Raw genomic sequence first — 26,520 nt, forward strand, 5'->3', positions numbered from 1 at the left:
CCATGAACACCGAGGTCTGCGCACGGTTCGGCATCGAGTTCCCGCTGTTCGCCTTCAGCCACTGCCGCGACGTCGTCGCCGCCGTCACCAACGCCGGCGGCTTCGGCGTCCTCGGCGCCGTCGCGTACACGCCGGACCGGCTCGAAGAGGAGCTGCGCTGGATCGACGACCATGTGGGCGGCCGCCCCTACGGCGTCGACGTGCTCGTCCCCGGCAAGATCGACAAGGCGGCGGAGGGCGGCGGCGGCCTGGACGCCCTGCTCGCCGCCGTCCCCGACGAGCACTGGAGCTTCCTCGTCGGCCTGTTCGCCAAGTACGACGTCCCACTGCCCGACTTCGAGAAGGCCAGGCGGTCCGACGCGCGCGGCGGCGCGCGGGTCACCAAGGAGGGCGCGACCGAGCTGATCGACGTGTCACTCGCCCACCCCATCGGCCTCATCGCCAGCGCCCTCGGCACCCCGCCGCCGCTGATGGTGGAGAGGGCCAAGGCCGCCGGGATCCCCGTCGCCGCGCTGGTCGGGACGCCCGAGCACGCCCGCCGCCAGGTCGCCGCCGGCGTCGACCTCGTCGTCGCGCAGGGCGGGGAGGCGGGCGGGCACACCGGCGAGATCTCCACGATGGTGCTCGTCCCCGAGGTGGTCGACACGGTCGCGCCGGTGCCCGTCCTCGCCGCGGGCGGGATCGCCACCGGACGCCAGATGGCCGCGGCACTGGCGCTCGGCGCGTCCGGCGTGTGGTGCGGCTCGGTGTGGCTCACCACCGAGGAGGCCGAGACGTCCCCGCCGGTGAAGGAGAAGCTGCTCGCCGCCACCTCCCGCGACACGATCCGGTCGCGGTCGCGGACCGGCAAGCCCGCCCGGCAGTTGCGCTCCGCGTGGACGCGGGAATGGGAGGGCCCGGACAGCCCGGGCCCGCTCGGCATGCCGCTCCAGATGATCGTGGCGGAGGGCGCCATGCGGCAGATCAACAAGGTGGCCGAGTCCGGCAACCCGGGCGCCCGCGCCCTCGCCAACTACTTCGTCGGCCAGTGCGTGGGCCTGATGAACACCGTCAAGCCCGCCCGCCAGGTCGTCTACGACATGGTCGAGGACTTCGCCGACGCCGTGGAGCGCCTCAACGCCGTCACCGGCACGGGCTGAACGACCGAAACCGGACATCGTTCCGGCGGGTGACGCGGCGCTCTCGGCGTGACGCCGCCGCGGCCCCGGCCTACGCTTCCCTGCGACAGGCACGATCCGCCCCCGCCGTCAGGAAAGGCCGCCGTGGGCAACCCCCGACCCGCCGACTCGGGGCGCGGGCTCTTCGCGCTCTTCGACTGGATGACCGGACGCCTGCCCTGGCGGCTGGACTCGCGCCCGTACCCGGTCACCGTCCTGGAACCGGCCGGCGACCGGGACGACCCGGACGAGCACCTGGAGGAGCTGAAACGCCTCGCGGGCGAGATGGGGCTGTCGGCGATCTGCCCGGACCTCGCGGGCGCCGGCGGCGAGGCCGCCGCGATCGCGCTCGTCGACACCATGTCCCAGCCGCTGACCTGGCGGCACACCCGGTCCCAGTTCGGCCGCCTGCGCTTCCCCCGCTCCGACCTCATCCGGACGATCCAGGCCGCCGCCGCCGAACCGGGGCCGGACGGCTCCCTCGCGCCGCCCCCGTACCGCCGCTCCGCCGTCGCCGCCGTCGACCGCTGGAACGAGCGCGCCGGGCTGTTCCGCTGGCAGGGCGCCCCGCTGCGCGCCCCCGCCTGGTGGCCCGGCATCGGCGCGTCCATCGTCGCCCTCATCGCGGTGCTCGCCGGCGGCATCGCCGAGCAGACGCCGAGCCGCATCCTGGCCACCGCCGCCGCCGTCCTCGCCGTCGTGCTCGTCACCGTCGCCGCGCTGTCCACGCGGCGGATCTGGCTGCCCGTGCTGTCGCGCGCCGGGTTCGGCGGCCGCTACCGCTGGTTCGCCCGCACGTCGTTCTTCGCCGTCCTGGACGAGAGCGGCGACGACCTCGGCTTCGAGGGCCGCCTGCACCGGGTGTCCGAGCGGCTCGCCAAGCCGGACGCGGCCCGGTTCCTCCTGCAGATCAAGACCTTCGCGCTGCTGGAGGACATCCGCGACCAGTACCGGCGGCTCGCGCCCAGCCTGCGCGGCTTCAAGCGCCCCGCGCCGCCCGTGGTGTTCCTGTCGCGTCCCGGGCGCCGCAACGGCGGCCTCGCCGTGCTGTCGGCGATCAGCGACATCCGGGCGCGCCGCAGCGAGTTCCACCCGCTGCTGGTCATCGCGGCCATCGACGCCGCCACCCGGGACGAGCTCGGCGGCCCGGCGCCCGCCGGCGGCGACGCCATGGACCGATACGAGCACTGGCGGTCCTCGCTCGGCACCGCGCAGGGGCCGAGCGAGTCCGTCCGGCTGCCCTACCTTCTGCGCATCCCGGTCTCCGGCGCCCCCGCCGAGCAGCGCCCCGCCGACGACTTCGCCGTCCGGCGCCGCCCCCGCTGGACGTGGCTGTGGTCGTGGCGCGCCCTCATCGCCGCCGTCCTGGTGTGCGTGTGCGCGGTGACCTACGCGCAGCTGGACCTGCGCTCCACCTACTGCAGCGTCGGGTTGCCCATGAGCTGGAACGGCGACACCAGGCTGCACACCAACGCCGACCGCAGCCGCGAATGCGTCGGCGTGTCCACGCACGGCGTCCGGTTCGAGCGCGGCGCCGACAGCATCGGCATGGACGGCGACCGGCATGCACCGTCCGACGGCAACGCCGGGCCGCGGCTCACCCTCGCCGACCTCCAGCGCCGCATCGAGCAGGAGAACAAGGCCGTAACGACCTCGGGCGCCCCCTACGTGACGCTCGTCTACGTGGGGATCTTCACCGCGAGCCCCGGCCAGAGCGAGGTCACCGTCAGCAGCGTGCACGAACTCGCGGGCGCCTACCTCGCGCAGCGGCGCAACAACAGGTCCGGCGGCCCCGGCGAGGTCGGCAACCCCCTCAAGATCCGCCTGTTACCCGCGAACACGGGACAGAACATGGCGTTCTCCGACGAGACCGCCGACCGGATCCTGGACCTCGCCCGCCGCGACCCGACCCTCGCCGGCGTCATCGGCTTCGGCCGCAACACCGAGCCGTCCGGGGCCGCGATCGAACGGCTGAGCGACGCCGGCCTGCCCGTCGTCGACACCGTCAACTCCTCCGACGAACTGCCCCGGCTGAAGCACTACTACAGCCTGGCCGCCACCGACTACGACGAGGCCGCCGCGACCCGCGCCGCCGTCCGCGCCGAGTTCGGCGACCGCCCGATCAGCCGCGCGATGATCGTCTACCGCACCCCGGGCCCGTCCCGGGACGCCTACAGCCGCGAGATCGCCGACGACATCACCCGGGTCCTGCACCCGCGCAGGACCGACCGCGTGGAGTACACCGGCTCCGAGGACGTCGCCCGCGCGGTCAAGGCCGCCTGCAAGGCCGCCTCCTACCGCCTCGTCTACTTCGCCGGACGCTCCGAGGACCTGCGCGGCCTGCGCGACGGTCTCATCCAGGGCGGCTGCACCCGCCACCGCCTCGTCCTGCTCGCGGGCGACGACGTGACCAAGTCCAGCTTCGGCACCGGCCCCCACGACGTCCCGCTGCCGGAGAACACCGTCGTCTACCACACCGCGTTCGTCCACCTGCCGTTCCTGATCGCCGGCGACCGCGACCAGACCAACGGCTTCTTCCTGCTGGCCCGCAACGTCCTGCGCATCGGAGCCCCGCGCGTCCGCCCCGACGAGCCGCTCCTCGTGAACGGCCAGATGGCCCTCGCCTACGACGCCGCCCTCGCCCTCGGGGAGGCGGCCCAGAACGCCTACGACGCCCTCTCCCCCGTCCGGGACCGGGCGGGCGTGGTGGCCGGCAGCCGCACCGTCACCTCCGGTTCGGTGCTGCAGGAGCTGCCCCACCTGTCCGGCCTGGAGGGTGCCACGGGGACCATCGCCTTCGAGGGCGAAAGCCACAAGCGGGGCGGTCCCGGTACCCGCGGAATCACCATGATCAGGGTGACGCTGAGGGACGGCGAGCCGGTCTCCACGCCGATCTGCGGCCGTCTCAACGGCGAGAGGCGCGTTCCCCGCCTGGATCCCTGCCCGCGCTGACGTCGGTCCGCGTCTCGGCCGCTACCCCACGAGGGGGCTGCGGCGTTCGAGCAGGACGACGTCGCGCCAGCGGCCGTGGAGGCGGCCGAGGCGTTCGCGGACGCCCACGGCGCGGAACCCGGCCTTGGCGTGCAGCCGCAGGCTGGAGGTGTTCTCGGGGAAGACGCCCGACTGGATCGTCCAGATGCCGTCGGCCTCGGTGGAGGCGATGAAGGCGGCTAGCAGGGCGGAACCGACGCCCCGGCCCCGGGCACGCGGGCAGACGTAGATGCTGTGCTCGACCACGCCGCTGTAGCAGCAGCGGTCGGACACGGAACCGGCGGCGATCCAGCCGAGCACGTCGCCCGGCGGGGCCCCCGCGACGTCGGCGGCCACGTACCGGTGGCGGTCGAGCTTCGCGGCGTCGAACTCCTCCCAGGCGGGGACGCCGGTCTCGAAGCTGGCCTGGCCGGTGTCCAGGCCGTCCTGGTAGATCGCCAGCACCCGCCCGGCGTCGTGCGGGCGCATGGCCCTGACGGCGATGCCGGGGGACGCCTCGGGACCGGTCACGGCCGTCCCTCCGGGGCGCCCGTGGTCAGGGCGGGAGCGAGCACGGAGGGGACGGACAGGGAGGGAACAGGCTGGGCGGGGACGGGCTGGGCGGGGACGGGCAGGGAGGGAACGGGCAGGGCGGGGACGGGCCGGCCCATGACGACGTCGGCGGCGGACGGGAAGCAGCCGACGCAGGCGTCGTTGACGCGGTAGTAGGAGGCGGTGCCCCGCCGTTCGGCCAGCACGAGCCGCACTCCGGCCAGCACCCGCAGATGGGCCGAGACGGTCGACTGGCCGACCTCCACCGCCTTCACGATCTCGCCGACGCTCATGGGGCGGTTCCTGCGGGCCAGCAGCGAGACGATCTGGATCCGGGTGGGATCGGCCAGGGCCTTGAACCAGGAGGCGTACTCGGCGGCGGTGGGCCGGTCCAGCGGCCCGATATCGGCATCCATCGTCCATCGACGATAGACGATGGAGCGACGAAGATCCAGAAGGACCGTCCGGGAGACGGTCTTCACCGCCGCGTTGTCAGGCCCATCGGCCACACTTCTCCCCCATGAGCCTGCCAGAGGATTTGGACGAGTCGGCGCGGACCGTCATCGACGGGAACCGGTACATGACCGTGGGGACGAGCGAGGCCGATCACCGGCCACGCCTGTCGCCGGTGTACTTCACCCACGCCGGCTACCGCACGTTCTACTGGGTGTCCTCCCCGGACGCGCGGCACTCGGGCAACATCGCCGCACGTCCGGAGGTCGCCATCGTCATCTACGACTCCACCGTGGAGGTCGGGCAGGGCCGCGCCGTCTACATCGACGCCGTGGCCTCCGTCGTGCCGGACGAGGATCTGCCGCGGCGCTGCGCCGAGGCGTTCCCCCGGGCCGATCGGGGCGCGGTGGCCTTCCGGCCGGACGAGCTCAGCGGCGGCGCCGCACTGCGCCTCTACCACGCGGACGCGACCGGCTACGAGGTTCACCTGCCGGGGCGGGATCCGCGCAACACCGCCGGGATCGACACCCGGCGCCGCGTGAACCCGGTGCCGCCGACCTGACCGGACCGCGGATCCGGGAGTCCGCGGTGCGTGTCACTCCTGGCCGGCGTCACGCGCCGCGGTGACGGCCACGGTGGCGTAAGGCATGGTGAAGGCACCTCCCATGGCGTCGATGGCCTCGCCGACGCCTTCCAGTACCTGCGCCCGCCCGACGTCCGGGAGCCCGGTCAGCGTGGCGTGGGTGGGCATCTGGTCCAGCCACTCGTCTCGGGTGTAGGTGTGCTCCCAGTCGAACCGCCACTGCTCCGGCTCACCGAAGCCTCCGGCGCTCCGGATCCCGTCGGCGGCCTTGGCGAACATCACCTGGTAGACGTCCATGGCCGGCGTGTCCGTGCGGAGGTTGAACGGCGAGTCGGGCACGACACGCCGGTAGACGGCTGCGAAGGCGTCCGCCACGGTGGGCGGGAGCTGGAACACGTGCCAGAAGGCCGCCAGGCGGCCGCCCGGCCGCAGCACCCGCGCCGCCTTGGCCGCTCCGGCGACCGGGTCCACCCAGTGCCAGGCCGTCCCGGCGATCACGGCGTCGAAGTCCCGCCCCGCGGGGTCCCAGGACTCGAACGTCGCCTCCTCGACCCGCAGCCCGCCGCGCCGCGCGAAGCCGGCCATCCGCGCGTCGGGCTCGACGCCGAGCACCGTGCAGCCGGCGGCCTGGAACTGGCGGGCCGCGATGCCGGTGCCGCAGCCGACGTCGAGGACGTCCGGTCCGGGGCCGGCGGCGACGATGCGCTTCACGAGGGCGTCGGGATAGCGGGGCCGGGCGCGGTCGTAGCGTTCGGCGTCCGTGCCGAAGGACTCCGCCACCTCGCGGGCGCGATGCGGCTCGGGGGACGGGCCGGTCGATATAATGGGCATGCGCCCACTATGAATGGGCGCTTGCCCACTCGTCAAGGAGGGCCGCCGTGCCGACAGGTGTCGCCATGCGCGACGTGCGCGGTCAGCTGTTCGACGCCGCCGAAAGCGTCCTGCTGCGGGACGGCCCGAGCGCACTCACCAGCCGGGCGGTCACCGAGGAGGCGGGCTGCGCCAAGGGCGTGCTGCACCGGCACTTCGCCGACTTCGACGCCTTCCTCGCCGAGTTCGTCCTGGACCGCGTGGACCGGATGGACGCCGACGCAGCCGCCCTGCGCGACGCCGCCGGGACCGGCACCGTCGTCGGCAACCTCTCCACGGCCCTGAAGGCCGTCTTCGCGTCGGTCGCCGTCGCGATCGTCCCCCTCATCACCTTCCGGGACGAGCTGCGCGCCCGGCTGCGGCGGACCTGGCCGGCCGGCGTGCCGGTGCTGACCGAGGCCGTGGAGATGATCGCCGCCTACCTCGCCGCCGAGCGCGACCTCGGCCGCGTCGCGGCGGACGCCGAGGTCGACCTGCTCGCCCCCACCTTGGTCGGCACCGGCCATCTGCTGTTCGCCGACCGGACCGCCCCGCCTCCGGACGACGAGGCCGTGCGCAGGACGGTGACCGGGGTCGTCGCGGCCGTGCTGCGCTGACCCCTCCCCTACGGCCGTTCGATGGCGACCCGGTCGCCCCGGACGGTCACCGGAGTGTCGAAGGCGGCACAGGCCTCGGCGAAACGGTCGATGATCCAGGCGCGGTCGGCGCCCCCGGCCAGGCGGGTGCGGCAGAAGTCCAGCCGGATCGGCACACCCTCGATCCGGGACGGCCCGGCGGCGTCCAGCGTCACCAGGAACAGCAGGCCGAGGTCGTTGCGCAGCAGGGCGTCGACCGCGTAGTCGTCGATGAGGTCGCCCATGTCGAAGACGACCGGCCACGCCACGGCGTGGAAGACGTGCGCGGAACTCCCTGCGACGAGCGTCGCGCCGGCGTCCACCAGCCTCCCCGCCGCGCGCCGCACGTAGGGCAGCGGCGCCGGGATCATGTTCGGGCCCCAGTGCGGCATGACGAGGACGGCGTCATTCTCGCCGCGGAGCCGCCGGATCTCCTCCGTCAGGAAGCCGGGGACGCCGCCCTCCAGGTCGGCGCGGGCGACGCCCGGGCGGTCCGCCCCCGCGGCGAAATCGGCCGGATGGTCGGTGACGCCGAGGACCGCGACACGCATCCCCCCGGCCTCCAGGACGGCGGGTTCGCGCGCCCGCTCAAGGTCCTCACCGGCGCCGACGGTCCGGATGCCCGCCCGCCGGAGGACGTCGAGCGTGTCCGCCAGCGCGTCCGGTCCGTAGTCCAGAGCGTGGTTGTTGGCGAGCGTCACGCAGTCCACGCCGAGGTCGGTGAGCGTCTCGGCCGCCGCCGGCGGCGCACGGAAGTGGAAGGGCTTGCCGGGCGCCTCCCACCGCCGCCCGCGCCCGGACACGCAGCACTCCAGGTTCACCAGGGCGAGGTCGGCCTCGCGGAAGACCTCGCGCACCCCCGCGGAGAACAGGTCGTGCGGGCCGAACGCGGCGATCTCCTCCGCCACGCCGCGGCCCAGCATCGTGTCTCCGGCGAGCGCGATCGTGATGGCCATCGCAGAACCCCTGGGACAGTCGTGCCCTGTTCTGGGACGGCTCTCACCGCTCGCGGCGAGATCAGGTGGCACGGTCAGGAGAGCGCGCGGCCGGGCCCCTTCCTGATCTGATCGACGAAGAGCCGGGCGAGCGCCTGCTGCCCGGCGACCGTCGGGTGGTAGCTGCGGGGCTCCGCTTCGAGCGCCGCGAGGTTCAGCGTCAGGCCGTTCATGTAGGCGTCGCGGCTGCCGACCTCGTGGCCGGCGAACGCGCTGAAGGCGTCGACGAACTCGACGCTGCCGTGCCGGTGCCCGGCCGCCTTGCGCGCGTCGGCCTCCGTCACCGACTGCCGGATCACCCCGCCGAGCTCGTAGGCCCGCGCGTTCAGCCAGCGCTGGTCCGGCACCGTGATGTTGTCCCCGTCCACCCCGCTGACCTCGGAGAACGCCTTGGGGTAGGACATGACGACCACCCGCGCGTACGGCGCCCGAGCGGTGATCTCGGCCAGCAGGGCGGGCAGGCTCTGCCGGAGCTCGGCCATCCGCCGGGCGATCTCCTCGCCCTGCGCGGAGCAGCCCCTCCCCCACGGCAGCTTGACCACGCAGCCGGCGAGAACCCGCGAGAACCCCACGTCGTTGCCGCCGATGCTGATGGTGATCAGGCTGGTGTCCTGCCCGATGCGGCCGATCTGCGGGGGTTCGCCGCCCCGTCCGTCCAGCACGTCGTCGGTGGTCGCGCCGGAGCACGCCCAGAACGCGGTGCCCTTCGCGAAGCGGAACGCCTGCGAGACCTCGTGGTAGTACGCCTTGGACGTCCGATGGCACCGGTCGAGCGGGTTCTGGTCGCCCACGGTCGCCTCCGCCCCGACGCCCGCCGAGTACGAGTCCCCCAGCGCGACATAGGCGCCCCGCGTCGCCACCTCGACCGGGGTGATCGTCCGAGTGGCCACGGCGACCGGCTCCGCGCGCCGCCCGGGATCCGGAGTGCGGCAGCCGCTCCCGAACACCTCGCACCGCGCCGCCGGCATCGCCACCAGCGGGACGACCGTCAGCGCCAGCAGCAGCGCCAGGAGCACGAGCGCGGCGCCCCGTTCGCCGAGACGGCCCCGCACCCATGCGACCGGGCTGATCATCGTTCTCCTTCGTGCACGTGCCGGACGTCCATGGGCCAGACGTCCGCCGAGCGCTCCGGGTTCCCGCCTTTACATTGTAGATCTTTAACTGGGATGCCCGAGCGGCGCCCACATGACGAGCCGCGGCCCCAGTTCGTGCAGGCCGGCCTCGATCTCGGCGTCCCAGTAGGACCTGATCCCCGGCCCCCACCGCTCCGGCGGCAGTTCCGCGAACCCGTGCCGGGCGTACCAGGGGCCGTTCCACGGGACGTCCCGGAACGTCAGGAGGCTGACGCCGGGCGACCCGGCCGCGGCGGCCCGCGCCTTGACCTCCTCCAGCAGCAGGACGCCGATCCCCCGCCCCACCAGGTCGCCGCGCACCGAGATCTGCTCCAGGTGCACGGCCCCGTCGACCTCCTCGACGGCGCCGAACCCGACCGGCGGATCACCGGCCACCACGATCTCGGCGCCCTTGCCGATCATCTGCTCGACCACGGTCGGACCGGGCGGGAACACGATCCCGATCTCCCGGAACATCGCGTCGCCCGAGTTCTCGATCTCCGCCAGCCCCGGCAGTTCCTCGCCCCGCGCCGTCCGGACCACATGCTCCATGCCGCGATCGTAGGCGCTCCCCCGGGGCCCCGTCCCCCGATCAACCGGCCCCCCGTCAGGCGTAGAAGCGCACGCCGGGCCCGCCCTGCCGGCGATCGGGCATCCGCCGCCACCTGCAAGGCTCCCCTCCGGCAGGGTGACCGCTCCCTCCCGGTGGGGAGCCGGATCACGCGCTGGAGGGAGGTCCTTCATCGGGCGCAGGCCCTTCACTGGCCGTGCAGGCAGCGGCACGATCGAAAGGGCGAACATGCTGAGGAACACGATGGCGGTGGTCCGCCGGATGCACGGGCAGACCGTCGAGGACGCCCCGCGCTGGGCGGTCGTCTCCGCCTACGCCGCGAGCCTGGTGGTCCTGCCGTCCTGCCTCTGGCGGATCGCGCTCGGCTTCGGCGCCCCGATCGGCCCGCTCCGGGGGGACATGAGCGACGCGCGGGGCGACCTGCCCGCCTGGGTCCCGGCGTGGGGGTACACGATCTTCCTCAGCGTCCTCAGCGAGGCGCTGGCCTTCCTCGCCGTGGGCCTGGTGGCCCGGTGGGGCGAGGTGGTCCCGCGCTGGGTCCCCGGCCTCGCCGGGCGCAGGGTGCCGGTCCCGGCCGCCGCCATCCCTGCGGGCACGGGCGCCGCCGTCCTCACCATCGGGACGATCACGAGCCTGCCCGGCTTCAACGAGTTCAACGAGCCGGACGGGACCGCGGTGGCGCTCGAAGGCTGGAGGCTCGCCCTCTTCGTCGTGTCCTACGGTCCGCTCGTCTTCTGGGGCCCGCTCCTGGCCGCCGCAACCGTCGCCTACTGCCTCCGCCGCAGGCGGCACCCGTCCCCGGCCACACTGAGCACGCCATAAACGGGCCTCGTCCGGGACGTGGCCGGGGCATGCTGGGGCATGGCTCGGAAGCTGACCGACGATGTCGAAGAGTTCCTGGCGAACGCGGAGGGGTTCCTGCACGCCGCCGTCACCCGCGCCGCCCAGGACGCCGGCGCCGCGGCGGTCGTGCTGTTCACCGACCTCGCCAACGCGACCAGCACAGCGTCTACCGCCGCCTCGGCTACCGCCCGGTCGAAGACCGGCTGGTCCTCACCTTCACCTGCCCCGCCGCACGCCCGGCTACCAGCCGTTGCTCGGGGGCGGGGTCACTTGACACCGGCCTCCTTCATGTCACGCAGTTCGCGCTTGAGTTCCTTGATCTCGTCGCGGAGGCGGGCGGCGAGTTCGAACTGCAGGTCGGTGGCGGCCTGGTGCATCTGGGCGGTCATCTGCTCGATGAGGCTCTCCAGCTCCTCGCGGGGGCGCTCGCCGACCAGGTCGGCGGCGTGCCGGCCGGCCTCCCTGGTGCGGGAGGCGAGGCCGGGGACGGGCGCCTTGCCGCGGCTCTGCTGGCGGCCGGCGCCGCCGATGAGGGTCTCGGTGTCGGCGTCCTCGCGGGCGAGGGAGTCGAGGATGTCGGCGATGCGCTTGCGCAGCGCCCGCGGCTCGATGCCGTGCTCCTCGTTGTAGGCGCGCTGCTTGGCGCGGCGCCGGGTGGTCTCGTCGATCGCCCGCTCCATGGACGGGGTGACGGTGTCGGCGTACATGTGGACCTGGCCCGACACGTTGCGGGCCGCGCGGCCGATCGTCTGGATGAGGGACGTCTCGGAGCGCAGGAAGCCCTCCTTGTCGGCGTCCAGGATCGCCACGAGGGAGACCTCGGGCAGGTCGAGGCCCTCGCGGAGCAGGTTGATGCCGACGAGGACGTCGAAGTCACCGGCGCGCAGCTCGCGCAGCAGCTCGATGCGGCGCAGGGTGTCGACCTCGCTGTGCAGGTAGCGGACCTGGATGCCGAGTTCGAGGAGGTAGTCGGTGAGGTCCTCGGACATCTTCTTGGTGAGGGTGGTGACCAGGACGCGCTCGTCGCGCTCGGTGCGCTCGCGGATCTCGTGGATGAGGTCGTCGATCTGGCCCTTGGTCGGCTTGACCACGATCTCCGGGTCGATCAGGCCGGTGGGGCGGATGACCTGCTCGACGACGTCGCCCTTGACGCGGTTCATCTCGTAGGGGCCGGGCGTCGCCGACAGGTAGACGGTCTGGCCGATCCGTTCGAGGAACTCCTCCCACTTCAGCGGGCGGTTGTCCATGGCGGACGGCAGCCGGAACCCGTGCTCGACCAGCATCCGCTTGCGGGACGCGTCGCCCTCGTACATGGCGCCGATCTGCGGGACGGTCTGGTGGGACTCGTCGACGACGAGGAGGAAGTCCTCGGGGAAGTAGTCCAGGAGGGTGTTGGGGGCGGTGCCGGGGCCGCGGCCGTCGATGTGCCGGGAGTAGTTCTCGATGCCGGAGCAGGTGCCGACCTGCCGCATCATCTCGATGTCGTAGGTGGTGCGCATGCGCAGGCGCTGCGCCTCCAGCATCTTGCCCTGCCGGTCCATCACGGCGAGGGTCTCCTCCAGCTCGGCCTCGATCTGGCCGATGGCCCGCTCCATCCGCTCGGGGCCGGCGACGTAGTGGGAGGCGGGGAAGACGTACAGCTCCTCGTCCTCGGTGATCAGCTCGCCGGTGAGCGGGTGCAGGGTGGCGAGCTTCTCGATCTCGTCGCCGAACATCTCGATCCGGACGGCGAGCTCCTCGTACTGGGGGATGATCTCGACGGTGTCGCCGCGGACGCGGAAGGTGCCGCGGGTGAAGGCCAGGTCGTTGCGGGTGTACTGCATGCCGACGAGCTGCCGCAGCAGGTCGTCGCGGTCGATCTCCTGGCCGACGTGCAGCCGGACCATCCGGTCGACGTACTCCTGCGGGGTGCCGAGGCCGTAGATGCAGGACACGGACGCGACGACGACGGTGTCGCGGCGGGTGAGCAGCGAGTTGGTCGCCGAGTGCCGCAGCCGGTCGACCTCGTCGTTGATCGAGGAGTCCTTCTCGATGTAGGTGTCGGTCTGCGGGATGTACGCCTCGGGCTGGTAGTAGTCGTAGTACGACACGAAGTACTCGACGGCGTTGTTCGGCAGCATCTCGCGCAGCTCGTTGGCGAACTGGGCGGCGAGGGTCTTGTTCGGCTGCATGACGAGGACGGGCCGCTGCAGCTTCTCCACCAGCCAGGCGATCGTGGCGGTCTTGCCGGTGCCGGTCGCGCCGAGCAGCACGGCGTCCTTCTCGCCGCCCGAGATGCGGGTGGCGAGTTCGGCGATCGCCTGCGGCTGGTCGCCCGACGGCGTCATCTCGGTGACGACCTCGAACGGCGCCACGCGGCGCCGCAGGTCCGTGACTGGGCGCATCGACACTCCCCTGGATCCGGCGTTCTCCCTGCTCCCCCAACTGTATGCAGGGGCTCCGACATTCCGCGGCCGTGCGGGCGGGGCCCGCGGGCTCAGGAGGCGGGCAGCGGGAGCCTGGCCCGGACGGAGTAGCCTCCGCCGCGGGGGCCCGCGTCGAAGCTGCCGCCGAGGGCGGTGACGCGCTCGCGCAGCCCGACCAGGCCGTTCCCGCCGGAGGGCAGCCGGTGCTCGGGCCCGGCGGTGGGCGGTTCGTTGGCGATCTCCACTTCGACCGCCTCCGGGAGGAGGCCGAGGCTCACGCGGGTGTCGGCGGCGCCGGCGTGCTTGTGGACGTTGGTGAGGGCCTCCTGCACGAGCCGGTAGACCGTCCGGCCGACGGCGGCGGGCATGGGGCGCTCCTCGCCGCGGATCGTCAGGTCCACGCGCAGTCCCGCGGCACCGGACTGGCCGACCAGCTCGCGGAGGTGGGCCAGCGTGACCACTTGCTGCGGGAGGGCCTCCTCCCCCTGCCTGAGCACCCCGACGACGTGGCGGAGCTCCTCCAGCGCCTGCCGTCCCATGTCGCCGATGACCGAGGCGGTCTCGGCGGCCCGCTCCGGGTCGCGGACGGCGATCGCCTTCAGCGCGCCCGCGTGGACGACCATCACGCTGATGCGGTTGGCGACGACGTCGTGCATCTCCCGTGCGATACGGGTGCGCTCTTCCCCGCGCGCGCGCTCCGCGAGCAGGTGCTGCTCGCGTTCGAGTCTCGCGGCGCGTTCCTGGAGCGAGGCCAGGAGCTGCTTGCGCGCGCCCATGTAGAGGCCCAGCAGGACGGGGACCCCGACGAACGCGATCCCGAAGATCGACTGTGCGAGGAAGGACTCCGTCGCCGCGGTCGGGGCCGGGAAGACCAGGCTGGCGACGTAGCCGCCGACCGCGATGATCACCACCGTGCGGCGGGAGGCGGTGTAGGCGGCGAGCGAGTAAAGGACGATGAGGGTGCTGAACGCCCCGGCGCCCGTGACGGTGCCGTACAGCACCGCGAACACGGCCAGCCCCACCGGATGGGAGCGCCGCACGATCAGGGCCAGGCCGAGCACGACGCTGCAGGCGGAAACGACGGGGGGCGGCAGCCAGAACTTCTGGTCCGCGAACCAGAGGAACGCGCCGTCGCCCACGGCGAAGGACACGGCGATCGCGATGTCGAAGGCACGGGAACGCCGGGTGGGCCATGCCCCCGACCACCATCCCCGTATTCGCATGGCGACGAGCCTATAGCGACCGGAAGGGCGACTGTCGCACATGTGAGCGAACCCCCTACCTGCAGGGCTTTTCCCGTGAATGGGCGCTGTGGTTACGATGACCGCGCCGGTCGTGCCGTTCGAGGGGGACGACCCTCGGCGCCCCCGAGCGCCCCGGCGCCGACGAGGACGGGGAAACCGCACAATGGCCCGATTCACCGACTGGTTCGGGAAGAACGCCGACGCTGTGATCGCGCTGGTCCTGGCGATCGTCGTGGCGGTGCTCGGCCTCGGGGTGAACCTGCCGAACGAGACCGAAATCACCAACAGCGGGATCCTCGCGGTGATCGGCCTGCTGGCGACGTCGGTGCTGCGCGACCGCGGGCGGCGCATCCCGGTCGAGGCGGAGGTTCGCGACACGCTGCGCGCCTCGTCGGCCACGCTCGGCGAACTCGACGCGAAGCTGACCCACATCGAGGCGTTCGAGGGCGTCCTGGCCGACACCAAGCGCGCGCTGGACGAGACCACGGTCGTGCGGGTGATCAGCGGGGCGCAGGTGGCGCAGGTCCTGGCGGAGGCCCGCCGCGACACCGACCGGTGGTTCTTCAAGGGCGGGACGGGCACCTACATCCGGGCCCGCACACTGCCCGAGTGCGTGGCGGCCGCGCGCCGGGAGCGGCGGACGCTGCTGTTCCGCCTGGAGATCCTCGACCCCACGAACGTGGAGGTGTGCGAGGCGTACGCGCGTCACCGCCGCTCGGTGTCGGACGGCCCGGACGCCACGGGCGAGCCGTGGACGCTGGAGCGCACCCGCAAGGAGGCGTACGCCACGCTCCTTGCGGCGTGCTGGCACAAGCAGCGGTTCGCGATGCTCGACATCGACATCGGCCTCGCGCAGACGATGACGACGCTGCGCTACGACCTCGCCTCCTCGCGAGTGGTGGTCACCCGCGACGACCCGCGCGGGGAGGCCCTGGTCGTCGACAGCGCCAAGTTCTACTACAGCTGGGTGAGCGCGGAGCTGCAGACCAGCCTGGACCAGGCGCGGCGCGTCCCGGTCGAGCAGGCCCGGCTGGCGCCCCTGGACGACGAGCCGACCGTGGAGGAAGCGCGCATGCTCTTCGAGGTCATCGGAATCGAGCTCGCGCAGGGCTATACCGACCGCGACGTCATCGAGATCATACGAAAGGCCCTGCGGGCCAAGGACCCCTACGAGTGACCCCGTCCGTGGCAGGCCGGGGCGCGGGAGACGGGCCGGGGAGCGAAGGTGTCGGCGAAGGATGAGGCCGCCGGAGTGAGGTACGAGGAGATCCGCGGGGAGATCCACGCCGGTACCGCGGCGCGGACGCTGCCCGCGTGGGCGGGGCGGATCCTCGGCCGAGTCCTGGAGGACGGCGCGGCGGGCCGCTCCTCCGTCCCCGCGGTGCGGCACCCGCTGGGCTTCCTGTGCCTTCCCCTGGAGCGCAGCGGCGACCTCGGGGTGTGCCTGCACATCTGGACGCCGGAGGTGCGTCCCGCGCCGTCCACCACATCGCCGGTCCACTGCCACAGCTGGGAACTCCTCAGCTTCGTCCTGTACGGGACGGTCCGGAACGTCCGGATGGACGTCAGCGAGGCTTCCGGCACCGGGACGCAGCAGGTCTTCGAGGTCGTGAGCCAGGGCGACCTGGACGAGCTGAGGGCGACCGGGCGCGCCGTCCACTGCGCCCCCGCCGGGTCCAGCACGCACCGGACCGGGGAGTCGTACACCCTGCCCGCCGGTGTCTTCCACAGCACGCTGATCGAGGACGGCCGGGACGCCGCCACGGTCGCCCTGGGCCGGCAGACGCCGGGCGGGGGCGACCTGTCGCTCGGTCCTCTGGACGTTGCCAGCCACAGGGTGCGCCGCTCGCGTTCCGACCACGCCGACACCCTGCGGGCCCTGCGGCGCTCGGCCCGCAGGATCGCCGCCGCCCACTGCTCACCGCGCCGGTAGCCGGACGCCGGATCCCCACTGGAGAGGCCCGATGAGACCCACGCCCCCGTCAGCGGCCCTTCCGGTCGACCTTTCCGAGGCCCGCCGCGTGGCGGTGGCGGCGGCGGAGGCGGCGGGCGCGCTGCTCAGCGCCCGCGTGGACGGCCCCCTCGGGGTGCGGCCGAAGGGCGCGGGCGGGGACGTGGTGACGGAGCTGGACACCGCCGCCGAGGACCTGATCGTCGGGCGACTGCGGGCCGCGTACCCGGGGCACCGGATCATCGCCGAGGAGTCGGGGATCCTCGGCGGCGCGCCCGGCGAGGACATGGTCTGGCTCGTCGACCCGCTGGACGGCACCAACAACGTGGCGATCGGCATGCCGGTGTACGCGGTCGGGCTGGCGTTGTGCGCGGGCGCCGAGCCGGTTCTGGGCGTCGTGCACGACCCGGTGAGCGGCCGGACGTGGTCGGCGGTGCGCGGGCGGGGCGCCCTGGGCCCGGACGGAAAACCCCTGACGCTGGCCGACCGCCCCCGGCCGGGGCGGGAGAGGAACCCGCTCCTGGCCTGGACGCAGGGCCACCAGGTCGGTGCGGGCGATCCGGTCGCGTTCGCCATGCGCTCGGCCCTGGAGCTGCGTTGCGCGCGCATGCTGCAACTGTGGGCGCCGCTGGTGGCGTGGACGATGCTGGCGCGGGGCGACATCGACGGCATCGTCGGCTACCTGCCCGAGATCGTGGACCTGCCCGCCGGGATGCTGGTGGCCGCCGAGGCGGGCGCGGAGCTGCGCCGCCTGGACGGCGCCCCGTACGAGCTGGGCATCGACCGCCCGCCGTCCGAGCTGGGCTTCGTCGCGGCGCGCCCCGAACTCCTCGACCGGCTCCTGGAGACCACGGCGAAGATCGACCCCCGGGACGGGTGCGCCCCCGTCGCCCGGTGAGCCCGTCCCCGGCCGGGACCGGGCTCAGCCGGTCAGCAGGAGGGCCCCGACGGCGGCGGCCGAACCCGTCACGGCCAGGACCGTCCCCGCCAGGACGAACATGCGCATCGGCACGCGCACGTCCCAGCGCCGGCACCACTCGAACCACAGCAGCGTCGCCAGCGACCCCCAGGGCGTGATGACGGGCCCCACGTTCGTCCCGACGAGCAGCGAGAGCAGCTGGTCCTTGTTCGAGGCGGGCACGGCCGATTCCCCGGCGACGTAGGCGGGGAGGTTGTTGAGGACGTTCGACAGCCCCGCCCCCGAGAACGCGGCCCGCACGGCCCCGCCCGTACCGCCGTCGTCGCCGATCAGGGCGCGCATGGCGTCGTCCAGCCCGAATCGTTCCAAAGTGGGGACGACGAGGAACAGCCCGGTGACGAACACCATGAGCTGCCAGGGGATGAGCGCGGGGCGCAGCACCGACCGGTCGCGCACGGCGAAGGCGACCGCGGCCACGGCGGCGGCGGCGGTCGCGGCGAGGCCCAACTGGATCCCGGTGTGCACGCCGGCGAGGATCGCCCCGATGAACAGCAGGCACGCGGCGCCGGTGGCGGAGAACAGCACCCGGTCGCGGACGGGCACCGGGGCGGGCGGGTCGTAGGTCTGCTCGCCGCGCATCCGCCGCCGCCAGTAGAACACCCACAGCAGCACCATGGTCACGGCCAGCACCGCCAGTTGCGGCACCCACATGCGCGCAGCGAACGCGCGGGTCTCCAACGCCACGCGGTCGGCGGCGAGCAGGTTGGTCAGGTTCGACACGGGGAGCAGGAGGCTCGCGGTGTTGGCCAGCCACACCGTCGTCATGGCCAGCGGGAGGGTCGCTATCCGCGCGCGCGCCGCAAGAGCCAGCATGACCGGGGTCAGCAGTACCGCGGTCGTGTCCAGGTTGAGGAAGACGGTGGTGAGCGATGCGAACGCCACGCACAGCAGGAACAACGCGAAATAGTTGCCGCGTCCGGCCTCGGCCATCCGCTGCGCGATCGCGTCGAAGACCCCTGCCTCCTTGGTCAGCTCCGCGAGGATGATGACGCTGAACAGGAAGAGCAGCAGGGGCGCGATCCGTCCGACGCTGGAGCGGGCCGTGTCGGCGGGAAGCAGGCCGGTGGCGACGAACACCAGGCCGAGCACCAGCACGGCGATACGGATCCAGTCGAGAACGCCCAAGGAGCCGGCGGCACGGCGCAGGGCCTCGGTCGGAGGGGGCGGCACGCGCGTCATGATTCCATAGGCGCCCCGCCCCGCTTCCACGGGCTGCGCCGCCATGCCGCCACGGGCTGCGCCCCCATGCCGCCACGGGCTGCGCCCCCATGCCGCAAGGGGCTGCGCCGCATGCCGCCACAGGTGGTCGGGGCGCTGCTTTCCGGCCGTGCTCCGCGCGATACTGGCGCCATGACAACCCCCGGCCACCCCCAGGAGCGTCCGACCGACTTCTTCATCAGCTACTCGCCGGCCGACGAGCGGTGGGCGTCCTGGATCGCCTGGCAACTGGAGGCCGCCGGGCACCGCACGATGATGCAGGCGTGGGACTTCGTGCCCGGGACCAACTTCATCGACTACATGGACCGGGGCCTGTCGGAGGCCAAGGCCGTGGTGGCGGTGCTGTCGCGCAACTACCTGCGCTCGCGGTACGGGCGGCTGGAGTGGATGGCGGCGCTGCGGGCCGACCCGGACGACCCGGCGCGCAAGCTGGTCACGGTCCGCATCGAGGACTGCCCGATCGACGGCCTGCTCTCCACGATCACCTACGTGGACCTGGTGGGGGTGGACGACCCGGACGAGGCGCGGCGGCTGCTGATGCGGCGCATCCAGGAGGCGCTCGCGGGCCACGCGCGTCCCCTCGACGGCCCTGGCTTCCCCGGAGCGGGGCAGAACCGTCCCGGCCCGCTTCCCGGTGGCCGGGAACCGCTGGTGGGCCGCCTGGAGGAAACTGACGGGCCCGGGGGCGGGCGGCCCGAGCCGACCGGGGAGCGGCCCGTCCGGCGGGCGCCCGTCGCCGCGCCGGCGTTCCCGGCGGCGGACGCCGGGCAGGAGCCGCGCGAGCACCTGACCGTCCTGCACGTCTCCGGCCCCCGGTTCGGCCGGACGCTGGCCGAGCCCGGCGAGCCGACGACCGCGACCGAGCTGCAGGACCGGATCTGGAGCGATGTGACCCGGCTCGCCGACTCCGGCGTGCCGCGGCCCGACCTGCTCGTCGTCACCGGCAACATCACCCACTCGGGCAGCCGCAAGGAGTTCGCCGAGGCGCTGTCGTTCCTGACGAGCCTGCGCGCGCTGCTGGGCCTGGAGGCGCAGCGCGTCGTGGTGGTGCCCGGCACCCGCGACGTCACCCGCGCGGCCTGCCAGGCGTACTTCTCCAGCTGCGAGGCCGACGACATCGAGCCCCAGCCGCCGTACTGGCCGAAATGGCGGCACTACGCGAGCCTGTTCAAGGAGTTCTACCAGGGCATCGACGCGCTCATCTTCGACAGCGCCCAGCCGTGGACGCTGTTCCCCGTCCCCGACCTGAAGGTCGTGGTGGCCGGGCTCAACTCGACGCTGCCGCAGACCCACCGCGAGGAGGACCGCTACGGGCGCGTCGGCCAGGCGCAGGCCGCCTGGTTCAACCAGCGGCTGCGGCACTTCGAGGACGAGGGCTGGCTGCGCCTCGGCGCGATCGAGCACACGCCCGTCGCGGGCGAGCCCGGCGCGCTGCGCGACCCCGAGACGGTGGAGACGCTGCTCGCCGGCCACGTCAACCTGTTCTTCCAGGGGACGGAGTCGGAGTACGGCGCCGTCCCGCTGCTGGCGGGCGACGTCCCGTCCGTCCCGGCGCTTGGCCCCGGCCGGCACCAGCTCGTCGTCGTGCGCGGGGACGGGCTGGAGCGCTGGATCCCCGAGGACGCCGCGAGGCGCGGCCCGGAACGCCTCGAACGGTCCTGGACGGCCGTGGGCGGAACGTTCCCGCCGCCGCTCGCGCAGACCCCTCCGGCCCCTCCCGCCCCGGAACTCGGCCCCGGCGCGGACGGCACCGCCGACCCCGTCCCCGACCCCACGGGACGCCTGCTCGACCGCCTGACGGAGGCGTGCGAGACGCGGTTCGAGCGCGCCACCATCCGGCGCGTCGTCCCGCCCGCGCGCGAGGACGGCCGCTCCGACCCGCCGCACCTGCTGCTGACCCACCTGGAGGACGGCTTCGTCCGCCAGTACCGCATCGGCGCCCACGTGGGGCAGGTGGCCGAAGCGGACGTGGACGCGTTCGTCCGGCACGTGCACGCCGACGGCACCGACCACGGCTCGGAACTGGTGTACCTGGGGCCGGCCCCGGCGCGGTCCGTGCGCGACGGCGCGCTGCGCCGCGGCATCCGGGTGCGCAGCCTCACCGAGTTCCAGGGCCTCGTCGACCTGTCGGAGTACGTGGCGGCCCAGACGGGGCGGCTGGCCGCCGGCGGGCTCTACCCGCCCTCCCTTTACGTCCCGCAGCGCTACCGGGAGCTCGACCGGTTCCTCCCGGAGGGCGGCCCCGACGGCCAGCGCCGGTCGGGCGCGGACGTCCACGACGACGTGGTCGGCGAGATGCTGCGGCTGCTGGCCGCCGACCACGGGCGGTTCCTGCTGCTGCTCGGCGACTTCGGCCGCGGCAAGACCTTCGCCCTGCGGGAGCTGGCCCGCCGCGTCCCGGAGGAACTGCCGCACGTCGTCCCGATCCTCATCGAGCTGCGGGCGCTCGACAAGGCGCACTCGGTGGACGGCCTGGTCGCCGCGCACCTGGCCAACCACGGCGAGGAGCTCATCGACCTCAAGGCGTTCCACTACATGCTCCGCCAGGGCCGCATCGTCCTGCTCTTCGACGGGTTCGACGAGCTGGTGACGCGGATGACCTACGACCGGGCCGCCGACCACCTCGACACCCTGCTCCAGGCCGCCCAGGACAAGGCGAAGATCGTTGTGGCGAGCCGGACGCAGCACTTCAAGTCGCAGGCGCAGGTACTGACCGCCCTCGGCGAGAAGGTCGGCGTGCTGCCGCACCGCCGCGTCCTCGCCCTGGAGGATTTCACGCCCCCGCAGGTCCGCTCGTACCTGGTGAACCGGTACGGCGACGAGGGCGCGGCCGAGGACCGGCTGAGCCTGCTCGCGGGGATCGAGGAGCTGCTGGCGCTGACGTCCAACCCGCGGATGCTGTCGTTCATCGCCGACCTCCCCGAGGACCGGCTGCGCGCGGTCGCGCAGGCGCGCCGCGCCGTCAGCCCCGCCGACCTCTACCAGGAGATCCTGTCGTCCTGGCTCGCGTACGAGGCCGAGCGGGTCGGCGGCGCGGGCGGCCCGTCCGGCCTGGGGGCCGACGACATGTGGCAGGCCGTGGGCACGCTCGCGCTGCGGCTGTGGGAGGGCGACGAGCAGTTCCTTCGGCTCGCCGAGCTGGCCGACGTCGCCGACGCCCTCACCGGGCTCGCCGGCGGGCGGATGTCGCCGCACCAGGTGACCCACGCCGTCGGCGCCGGGAGCCTGCTCGTGCGCACGCCCGAGGGGCTGTTCGGCTTCATCCACACGTCCGTCATGGAGTGGCTCGTCGCCCGGCACATCGCGGACGGGTTCGCCGAGGGCGAGGCACCGGCCGCCCTCAGCCGCCGCGCCCTGACCCAGCTCGCCGTCGACTTCCTGTGCGACCTCGCCGACGCCCGCGCCTGCCAGGAGTGGACGGCCCGGGTGCTCGCCGACCCCGAGGCCGACGACATCGCCCGCGCCAACGCGATCCGCATCACGACGCGGCTGCGCACCCCCGCGCACACCGACCTGCGCGGCGCCCGCCTGCAGGGCGAGGACCTGTCCTACCGCGACCTCCAGGAGGTCGACCTCACCGGCGCCGACCTCACCGACGCCCAGCTCGTGGGCGCGAACCTCTCGCGCGCCGTCCTGCGGGACGCCTCGCTCGCCGGGGCGCGCCTGGACGAGGCCACCCTGACCGGGGCCGACCTGCGCGGCGCCGACCTGTCCCGGGCCCGCCTGGCCCGCGCCGACCTGCGGGACGTCGCCGTGGAGGGCAGCCGCTGGACCCGCGCCGCCCTCGTGGACGCCGCACTCCCCGACCGCGTCGCGGCCGCCCCCGAACTGCGCGAGGCGGCCATCGCGCCGGGCCGCCCGATCGACATCCAGGTCGCGCCGGCCGCGGTGGGCGTCCCCTACGGCTTCCACTTCCAGACGAGCCGCCTCCCCCAGCCGCTCGCCTACAGCCCCGGAGGCTCCGTCCTGGCCGTCGGCAGCGAGGACGGCGGCGTCCTCATCTGCGACGCCGTCACGGGCACACCGCTGCGCAACCTCCAGGGCCACACCGACCGCGCCTACGCGGTCGCCTTCGACCGCGCGGGAAGCCTCCTGGCGAGCGGGTCCGCCGACGGCTCCGTCCGGTTGTGGGACCTCGCCACCGGCCACACCGCGCACACCTTCGCCGTCCACCCCGACGGCGTGTGGCCGCTGGTGGTCGGGGGACGCTCCCCCGCGGGCGACGACCTCGTCGCCGCAGGCGCCGCCGACGGCACCGTCCGCGTGTGGGACACCCTGTCCGGCCTGCTCCTGCACGAGCTGCCCGGCCACACCGCCCCCGTCTACACCGCCGTGTTCGACCCCGCCGGCTCGCTCATGGTCACCGGCGACGCGGGCGGCACCCTGCGCGTCTGGGACCTCGCCACCGGCGCGCTGCGCCGCGAGCTGGCCGGCCACCACGGGGCGGTGTTCCGCGCCGTGTTCCACCCGGACGGCTCCCTGCTCGCCGCAGGGGACGAGGCGGGCGTCGTCCGGCTCTGGGACATCCGCACCGGCGCGATCCGCCAGGAGCTCCTCGGCCACACCGGCCGCGTCTACGCCATCGCCTTCCACCCGGACGGGGACCTCCTCGTCACCGGCGACACCGACGGGACCGTCCGCATCTGGGAGGACGGCCGTCAGCGCAGCGTCCTCACCGGCCACGGCGGCGGCATCTACCAGGCCACCTTCAGCCCGGACGGCGGCCGGCTCGCCACCGCCGACAGCGCCGGGTCCGTCCGCCTGTGGGACCCGAGCACCGGCCGGCAGCGCCTCGAACTGGCCGGGCACCGCGGCGCCGTGTGGCCGTTCGCGTTCCGCCCGGACGGCGCCCAGCTCGCCACCAGCAGCAACGACGGCACGGCCCGGCTGTGGGACGCCGAGAACGGGCAGTGCCGCGTCGTGCTGCGCGGCCACGGCCGCCGCGTCACCGGCGTGGCGTTCAGCCCCGACGGCGGCATGCTCGCCGCCAGCGGCAACGACGGCCTCGTCCGGCTCTGGGACCCGCGCTCCGGCCGGATGATCCGCGAGCTGCGCGGCGTCGCCGACAACCTCACCTCCGCCGCGTTCAACACCCGCGACTCCCAGCTCGCCACCGCCACCAACGACGGCGGCGTCCACCTGTGGCAGGCCGGGACGGGCACGTTCGAACGCGAGCTGAACGTCGAGACCGACCACGTCTGGGCGCAGGCGTTCGCGCCGTCCGGGGACGTCCTCGCCACCGCCAACGACGACGACTCCGTCCGGCTCTGGTACTGGACGACGGGCCGCGAGATAGTCAACCTGGCCGACCACCGGGGCCGCGTCCGCTCCATCGACTTCCAGCCCGGCGGCGCCCTGGTCGCCACCGGCTGCGACGACGGCGTCGTCCGCCTCTGGAGCCCCCGCACGGGCGAACTCGCCGCCGCGCTGCGCGGCCACGGCGACCGCGTGTACCAGGTGTCGTTCTCACCGTCCGGGGAGACGCTCGCCAGCGCCAGCAACGACGGGACCGTCCGCCTCTGGGACCCGTCCACGGGCGATCTCCTGCACGCCCTCACCGAGCACACCGGACGCCTGTGGACGACCGCGTTCCACCCGTCCGGGACGATGCTCGCCAGCGCGGGCGACGACATGGTCGTGCGCCTGTGGAACCCGTCCGACGGGCGCCTGCTGCACACCCTCACCGGCCACACCCGCCGCGTGTGGTCCGCGGCGTTCAGCCCGGACGGCTCCCTGCTCGCCACCGCGGGCGACGACGGCGCCGTCATCCTGTGGGACGTCACCGACCGCGCCGCCCCCGCGCGCCGCGCCACCCTCCTCGGCCTGGCCGAGGGCTGGGCCGCCCTGGCCCCCGACGGCCGCTACAAGTGGGAGGGCAACGCCACCGCCGAGTTCTGGTACGCCGTGGGCATGTGCCGCTTCGAGCCGGGCGAGCTCGACCCCTACCTCCCCGAGGTCCACCGCCTCCCCCTCGACGCCCCGTTCTAGGACGGGGTGCGGCGGGCGAGGGAGTCCCAGAGGGCGTCGACCTGGGCCTTCAGGTCGGCGAGGGTGCCGGAGTTGTCGATGACGCGGGTGGCGACGGCACGGCGGTCGGCGCGGGACGCCTGGTTGGCCATGCGGGCACGGGCGTCCTCCTCGGTCATGCCGCGGCGGGCGACCAGGCGGTCCAGCTGCGCCTCCTCGGGGGCGTCCACGACGACGACCTCGTCGTACATGCCCGCAAGGCCGTTCTCCGCCAGGAGGGGGACGTCGTAGACGACGACCGCGCCGGCGGGGGCGGCGTCCATCAGGTCCTGCATCCGCTCCCCCACCAGCGGGTGGACGATCGCGTTCAGCGCGGCGAGCCGGTCCGGGTCGGCGAACACGATGCGGCCGACCTTCTCCCGGTCGAGGGCGCCGGACGGCAGCAGGACGTCCTCGCCGAACTCCGCCGCCACGGCGGCGAGGCCCGGGGTGCCCGGCTCGACCACCTCGCGGGCGATCCTGTCGGCGTCGATGACGACCGCGCCGTGCTCGCGCAGCCGCTTCGACACCTCGCTCTTGCCCGAACCGATCCCGCCGGTGAGTCCCACTTTCAGCACGGGACACACCCTAACCGCGCGGCGTCCGGAGCGGACGGCCGGCCACCTCATCGAGGTCGTCGCCGACGGCATGCGCACGCGGCGGCCCTGCCGTGCGCTGGAGTTGTCCGGCAATGGCAACAAGACTTGTCAGGGCGCAGGTGAGGGGCGTGTCCAAGTGTCGGCGAGATCGGCCAGGTCGTTGAGTGCGCTTTCGACGCGGTCTTTGTCGCCGGTGGTGAGGTAGTCGATCTGCAGCCCGGCGTAGGCGCTGTTGAGCAGTGTGGCGTTGCGGAGGGCGGCCTCGTCGGGGACACCGTGCGCGCGCAGTACGTCGGCGACGTACCGCGCGCGGTCGGCCAGCATTCTGGGCACGTACGGTCCGGTGAGATGGCCTGCGGCGGACAGTCCCTCGATCTCGTGCAGGAGCCTGACCATCGGCAGGTGCTCGTTCATGTGCCAGGCCCACGAGGCGCGGATGACCGAGCCGAGCCCCTCGCCTTCGCGGGGGGCAGGCAGCGCTTCCAGCCTTCCCTTCTGGCGGCGGTCCAGGTGCTCCAGGGACCGCGCTGATCAGCTCGTCCTTGGTGGCGAAGTGGTGGGTGAGCACGTAGGTGCTGTGGCCGAGCGCCGCGGCGAGCGGGCGCATCGACAGCTGCGCGATGCCGTGTTCGGCCAGGTAGTCGACGATGGCGTCGAGCAGGTGGATGCGGCGCCGCGGATCGCGGGGTCTGGCCACGTCGGCTCCTCTCCCGCTTCCCGGGACGACTGGGGTGGAGTTCCGCTAGGCGGTTCCGGCGGGGACGAGGGCCTTGCGCATGTGCACGAGCGTGAGGTGCGCGGCGACGCGCTCCCGGTGCGTCTCGGAGTAGCCGAGCCGCCGGTACAGGCGCAGGTTCGTCTCGCTGAGGTGGCCGGTGAACAGCACGCACGCGTCGGCGCGCCCGGCGATCTCGGCCTCCAGCTCCGTCAGCAGGCGCCGCCCGATGCCGCGGCGCTGCAGGTCGGGGACGACGACGAGCCGCCCGATGAGGCACGTGCGGTCGCTGAACTGGGCGCGCACGGCGCCGACGAGGCGGCCGTCCACGACCGCCTTCAGCGCCACGGCGTCGCCCGACAGCACCTTGCGCAGCTGCTCGGCCGACTCCACCAGCGGGGGGATGAACGGGTCGCCGTACAGCTGCGCCTCCGAGACGTAGGCGGCCCGCTGGACGGTCATCATCTCCCCCGCGTCCCCGGGGGCCGCCCGCTCGATCGCGACCGTCTCGGCGCTCATGGGCGGTCTCCTCGCGGGAGGCCGGCCCCCCGCACCCCCCGCTTCGCTTCGCTCATGCGCATCCCTTGCGGGGGGACGACCCCCCGCACCCCCCGCTTCGCTTCGCTCATGCGCATCCCTTGCGGGGGGACGACCTCCCGCACCCGCCCGGTTCGCTTTGCTCA

Annotated in this window: 21 protein-coding genes; 9 read left to right on the forward strand and 12 right to left on the reverse strand. The window is 73.6% G+C overall.

Translation table 11 applies throughout. The annotated features are described in order from the left end of the window. Positions 1-2: 2 nt before the first annotated feature. Positions 3-1,139 (forward strand): NAD(P)H-dependent flavin oxidoreductase, encoded by a 1,137-nt coding sequence (locus CHC11_RS14340; RefSeq protein ID WP_089312216.1) that lies wholly within the window; start codon positions 3-5, stop codon positions 1,137-1,139. 123 nt (positions 1,140-1,262) lie between these two features. Beyond that, positions 1,263-4,109, forward strand: coding sequence for a hypothetical protein (locus tag CHC11_RS14345; RefSeq protein ID WP_089312217.1), 2,847 nt, complete (start codon positions 1,263-1,265; stop codon positions 4,107-4,109). Positions 4,110-4,130: 21 nt separating this feature from the next. On the opposite strand, the gene CHC11_RS14350 is transcribed toward CHC11_RS14345, so the two are convergent. Together CHC11_RS14350 and CHC11_RS14355 are read right to left on the reverse strand one after the other, a co-directional pair. Beyond that, positions 4,131-4,658: a GNAT family N-acetyltransferase gene (locus CHC11_RS14350; RefSeq protein WP_245919208.1), complete on the reverse strand. Its 528-nt coding sequence runs from the start codon at positions 4,656-4,658 to the stop codon at positions 4,131-4,133. Then, on the reverse strand, positions 4,655-5,095 hold the full coding sequence (locus tag CHC11_RS14355; protein WP_089312218.1) for an ArsR/SmtB family transcription factor: 441 nt from the start codon (positions 5,093-5,095) through the stop codon (positions 4,655-4,657). The genes CHC11_RS14350 and CHC11_RS14355 overlap by 4 nt, the downstream gene beginning before the upstream one ends. A gap of 104 nt (positions 5,096-5,199) precedes the next feature. Between CHC11_RS14355 and CHC11_RS14360 the strand changes: the two genes are divergently transcribed. Continuing rightward, the gene (locus CHC11_RS14360) at positions 5,200-5,694 is read left to right on the forward strand and encodes a pyridoxamine 5'-phosphate oxidase family protein (RefSeq protein WP_089312219.1); all 495 of its coding nucleotides are present in this window, start codon (positions 5,200-5,202) and stop codon (positions 5,692-5,694) included. A 33-nt stretch (positions 5,695-5,727) separates the two neighbouring features. Here the strand turns inward: CHC11_RS14360 and CHC11_RS14365 are convergent, their stop codons facing one another. Then, complete coding sequence (locus CHC11_RS14365; RefSeq protein WP_089312220.1) at positions 5,728-6,546, reverse strand: class I SAM-dependent methyltransferase; 819 nt, start codon at positions 6,544-6,546, stop codon at positions 5,728-5,730. Between the two features lie 47 nt (positions 6,547-6,593). Here CHC11_RS14365 and CHC11_RS14370 point away from each other — a divergent pair, with 47 nt between their 5' ends. After that, on the forward strand, positions 6,594-7,181 hold the full coding sequence (locus CHC11_RS14370) for a TetR/AcrR family transcriptional regulator (RefSeq protein ID WP_089312221.1): 588 nt from the start codon (positions 6,594-6,596) through the stop codon (positions 7,179-7,181). Positions 7,182-7,189: 8 nt separating this feature from the next. On the opposite strand, the gene CHC11_RS14375 is transcribed toward CHC11_RS14370, so the two are convergent. The 3 genes from CHC11_RS14375 to CHC11_RS14385 form a co-directional block, all read right to left on the reverse strand. Then, positions 7,190-8,155, reverse strand: a complete 966-nt coding sequence (locus tag CHC11_RS14375) for a CapA family protein (protein ID WP_089312222.1) — start codon at positions 8,153-8,155, stop codon at positions 7,190-7,192. A gap of 74 nt (positions 8,156-8,229) precedes the next feature. Beyond that, positions 8,230-9,267 (reverse strand): SGNH/GDSL hydrolase family protein, encoded by a 1,038-nt coding sequence (locus tag CHC11_RS14380; protein WP_089312223.1) that lies wholly within the window; start codon positions 9,265-9,267, stop codon positions 8,230-8,232. Positions 9,268-9,351: 84 nt separating this feature from the next. Continuing rightward, entirely contained in the window at positions 9,352-9,858 is a 507-nt protein-coding gene (locus tag CHC11_RS14385; RefSeq protein ID WP_089312224.1) for a GNAT family N-acetyltransferase, read from the reverse strand. Positions 9,859-10,105: 247 nt separating this feature from the next. Between CHC11_RS14385 and CHC11_RS14390 the strand changes: the two genes are divergently transcribed. Beyond that, a complete protein-coding gene (locus CHC11_RS14390; protein WP_089312225.1) occupies positions 10,106-10,699 on the forward strand; it encodes a hypothetical protein in 594 nt (197 codons plus the stop codon). Between the two features lie 287 nt (positions 10,700-10,986). Here CHC11_RS14390 and uvrB read toward each other — a convergent pair whose 3' ends face one another. Further along, positions 10,987-13,104, reverse strand: coding sequence for an excinuclease ABC subunit UvrB (uvrB, locus tag CHC11_RS14395; protein WP_089312226.1), 2,118 nt, complete (start codon positions 13,102-13,104; stop codon positions 10,987-10,989). A gap of 92 nt (positions 13,105-13,196) precedes the next feature. Further along, complete coding sequence (locus CHC11_RS14400) at positions 13,197-14,348, reverse strand: sensor histidine kinase (RefSeq protein ID WP_089312227.1); 1,152 nt, start codon at positions 14,346-14,348, stop codon at positions 13,197-13,199. Positions 14,349-14,532: 184 nt separating this feature from the next. Here CHC11_RS14400 and CHC11_RS14405 point away from each other — a divergent pair, with 184 nt between their 5' ends. Genes CHC11_RS14405 through CHC11_RS14415 form a run of 3 tightly spaced genes read left to right on the forward strand, consistent with a single transcriptional unit; the run spans position 14,533 to position 17,218 of the window. After that, complete coding sequence (locus CHC11_RS14405) at positions 14,533-15,546, forward strand: hypothetical protein (protein ID WP_089312228.1); 1,014 nt, start codon at positions 14,533-14,535, stop codon at positions 15,544-15,546. A gap of 48 nt (positions 15,547-15,594) precedes the next feature. Next, positions 15,595-16,302, forward strand: coding sequence for a hypothetical protein (locus CHC11_RS14410; RefSeq protein WP_245919210.1), 708 nt, complete (start codon positions 15,595-15,597; stop codon positions 16,300-16,302). Between the two features lie 31 nt (positions 16,303-16,333). Beyond that, positions 16,334-17,218 (forward strand): inositol monophosphatase family protein, encoded by an 885-nt coding sequence (locus CHC11_RS14415; RefSeq protein ID WP_089312230.1) that lies wholly within the window; start codon positions 16,334-16,336, stop codon positions 17,216-17,218. Positions 17,219-17,242: 24 nt separating this feature from the next. Here CHC11_RS14415 and CHC11_RS14420 read toward each other — a convergent pair whose 3' ends face one another. After that, complete coding sequence (locus CHC11_RS14420; RefSeq protein ID WP_245919212.1) at positions 17,243-18,469, reverse strand: ArsB/NhaD family transporter; 1,227 nt, start codon at positions 18,467-18,469, stop codon at positions 17,243-17,245. 180 nt (positions 18,470-18,649) lie between these two features. Here CHC11_RS14420 and CHC11_RS14425 point away from each other — a divergent pair, with 180 nt between their 5' ends. Continuing rightward, positions 18,650-24,505, forward strand: coding sequence for a WD40 domain-containing protein (locus tag CHC11_RS14425; RefSeq protein WP_218826094.1), 5,856 nt, complete (start codon positions 18,650-18,652; stop codon positions 24,503-24,505). Here the strand turns inward: CHC11_RS14425 and coaE are convergent. From coaE to CHC11_RS14440, 3 genes are all read right to left on the reverse strand, one after another. Then, positions 24,502-25,101: a dephospho-CoA kinase gene (coaE, locus tag CHC11_RS14430; protein ID WP_089312233.1), complete on the reverse strand. Its 600-nt coding sequence runs from the start codon at positions 25,099-25,101 to the stop codon at positions 24,502-24,504. The genes CHC11_RS14425 and coaE overlap by 4 nt on opposite strands. A gap of 129 nt (positions 25,102-25,230) precedes the next feature. Beyond that, on the reverse strand, positions 25,231-25,536 hold the full coding sequence (locus CHC11_RS42640) for a hypothetical protein (protein ID WP_245919308.1): 306 nt from the start codon (positions 25,534-25,536) through the stop codon (positions 25,231-25,233). 328 nt (positions 25,537-25,864) lie between these two features. Further along, positions 25,865-26,356, reverse strand: a complete 492-nt coding sequence (locus tag CHC11_RS14440) for a GNAT family N-acetyltransferase (RefSeq protein ID WP_089312234.1) — start codon at positions 26,354-26,356, stop codon at positions 25,865-25,867. Positions 26,357-26,520 lie beyond the last annotated feature (164 nt).

The organism is Actinomadura mexicana (assembly GCF_900188105.1).
In the GTDB taxonomy this organism is placed as follows: domain Bacteria; phylum Actinomycetota; class Actinomycetes; order Streptosporangiales; family Streptosporangiaceae; genus Spirillospora; species Spirillospora mexicana.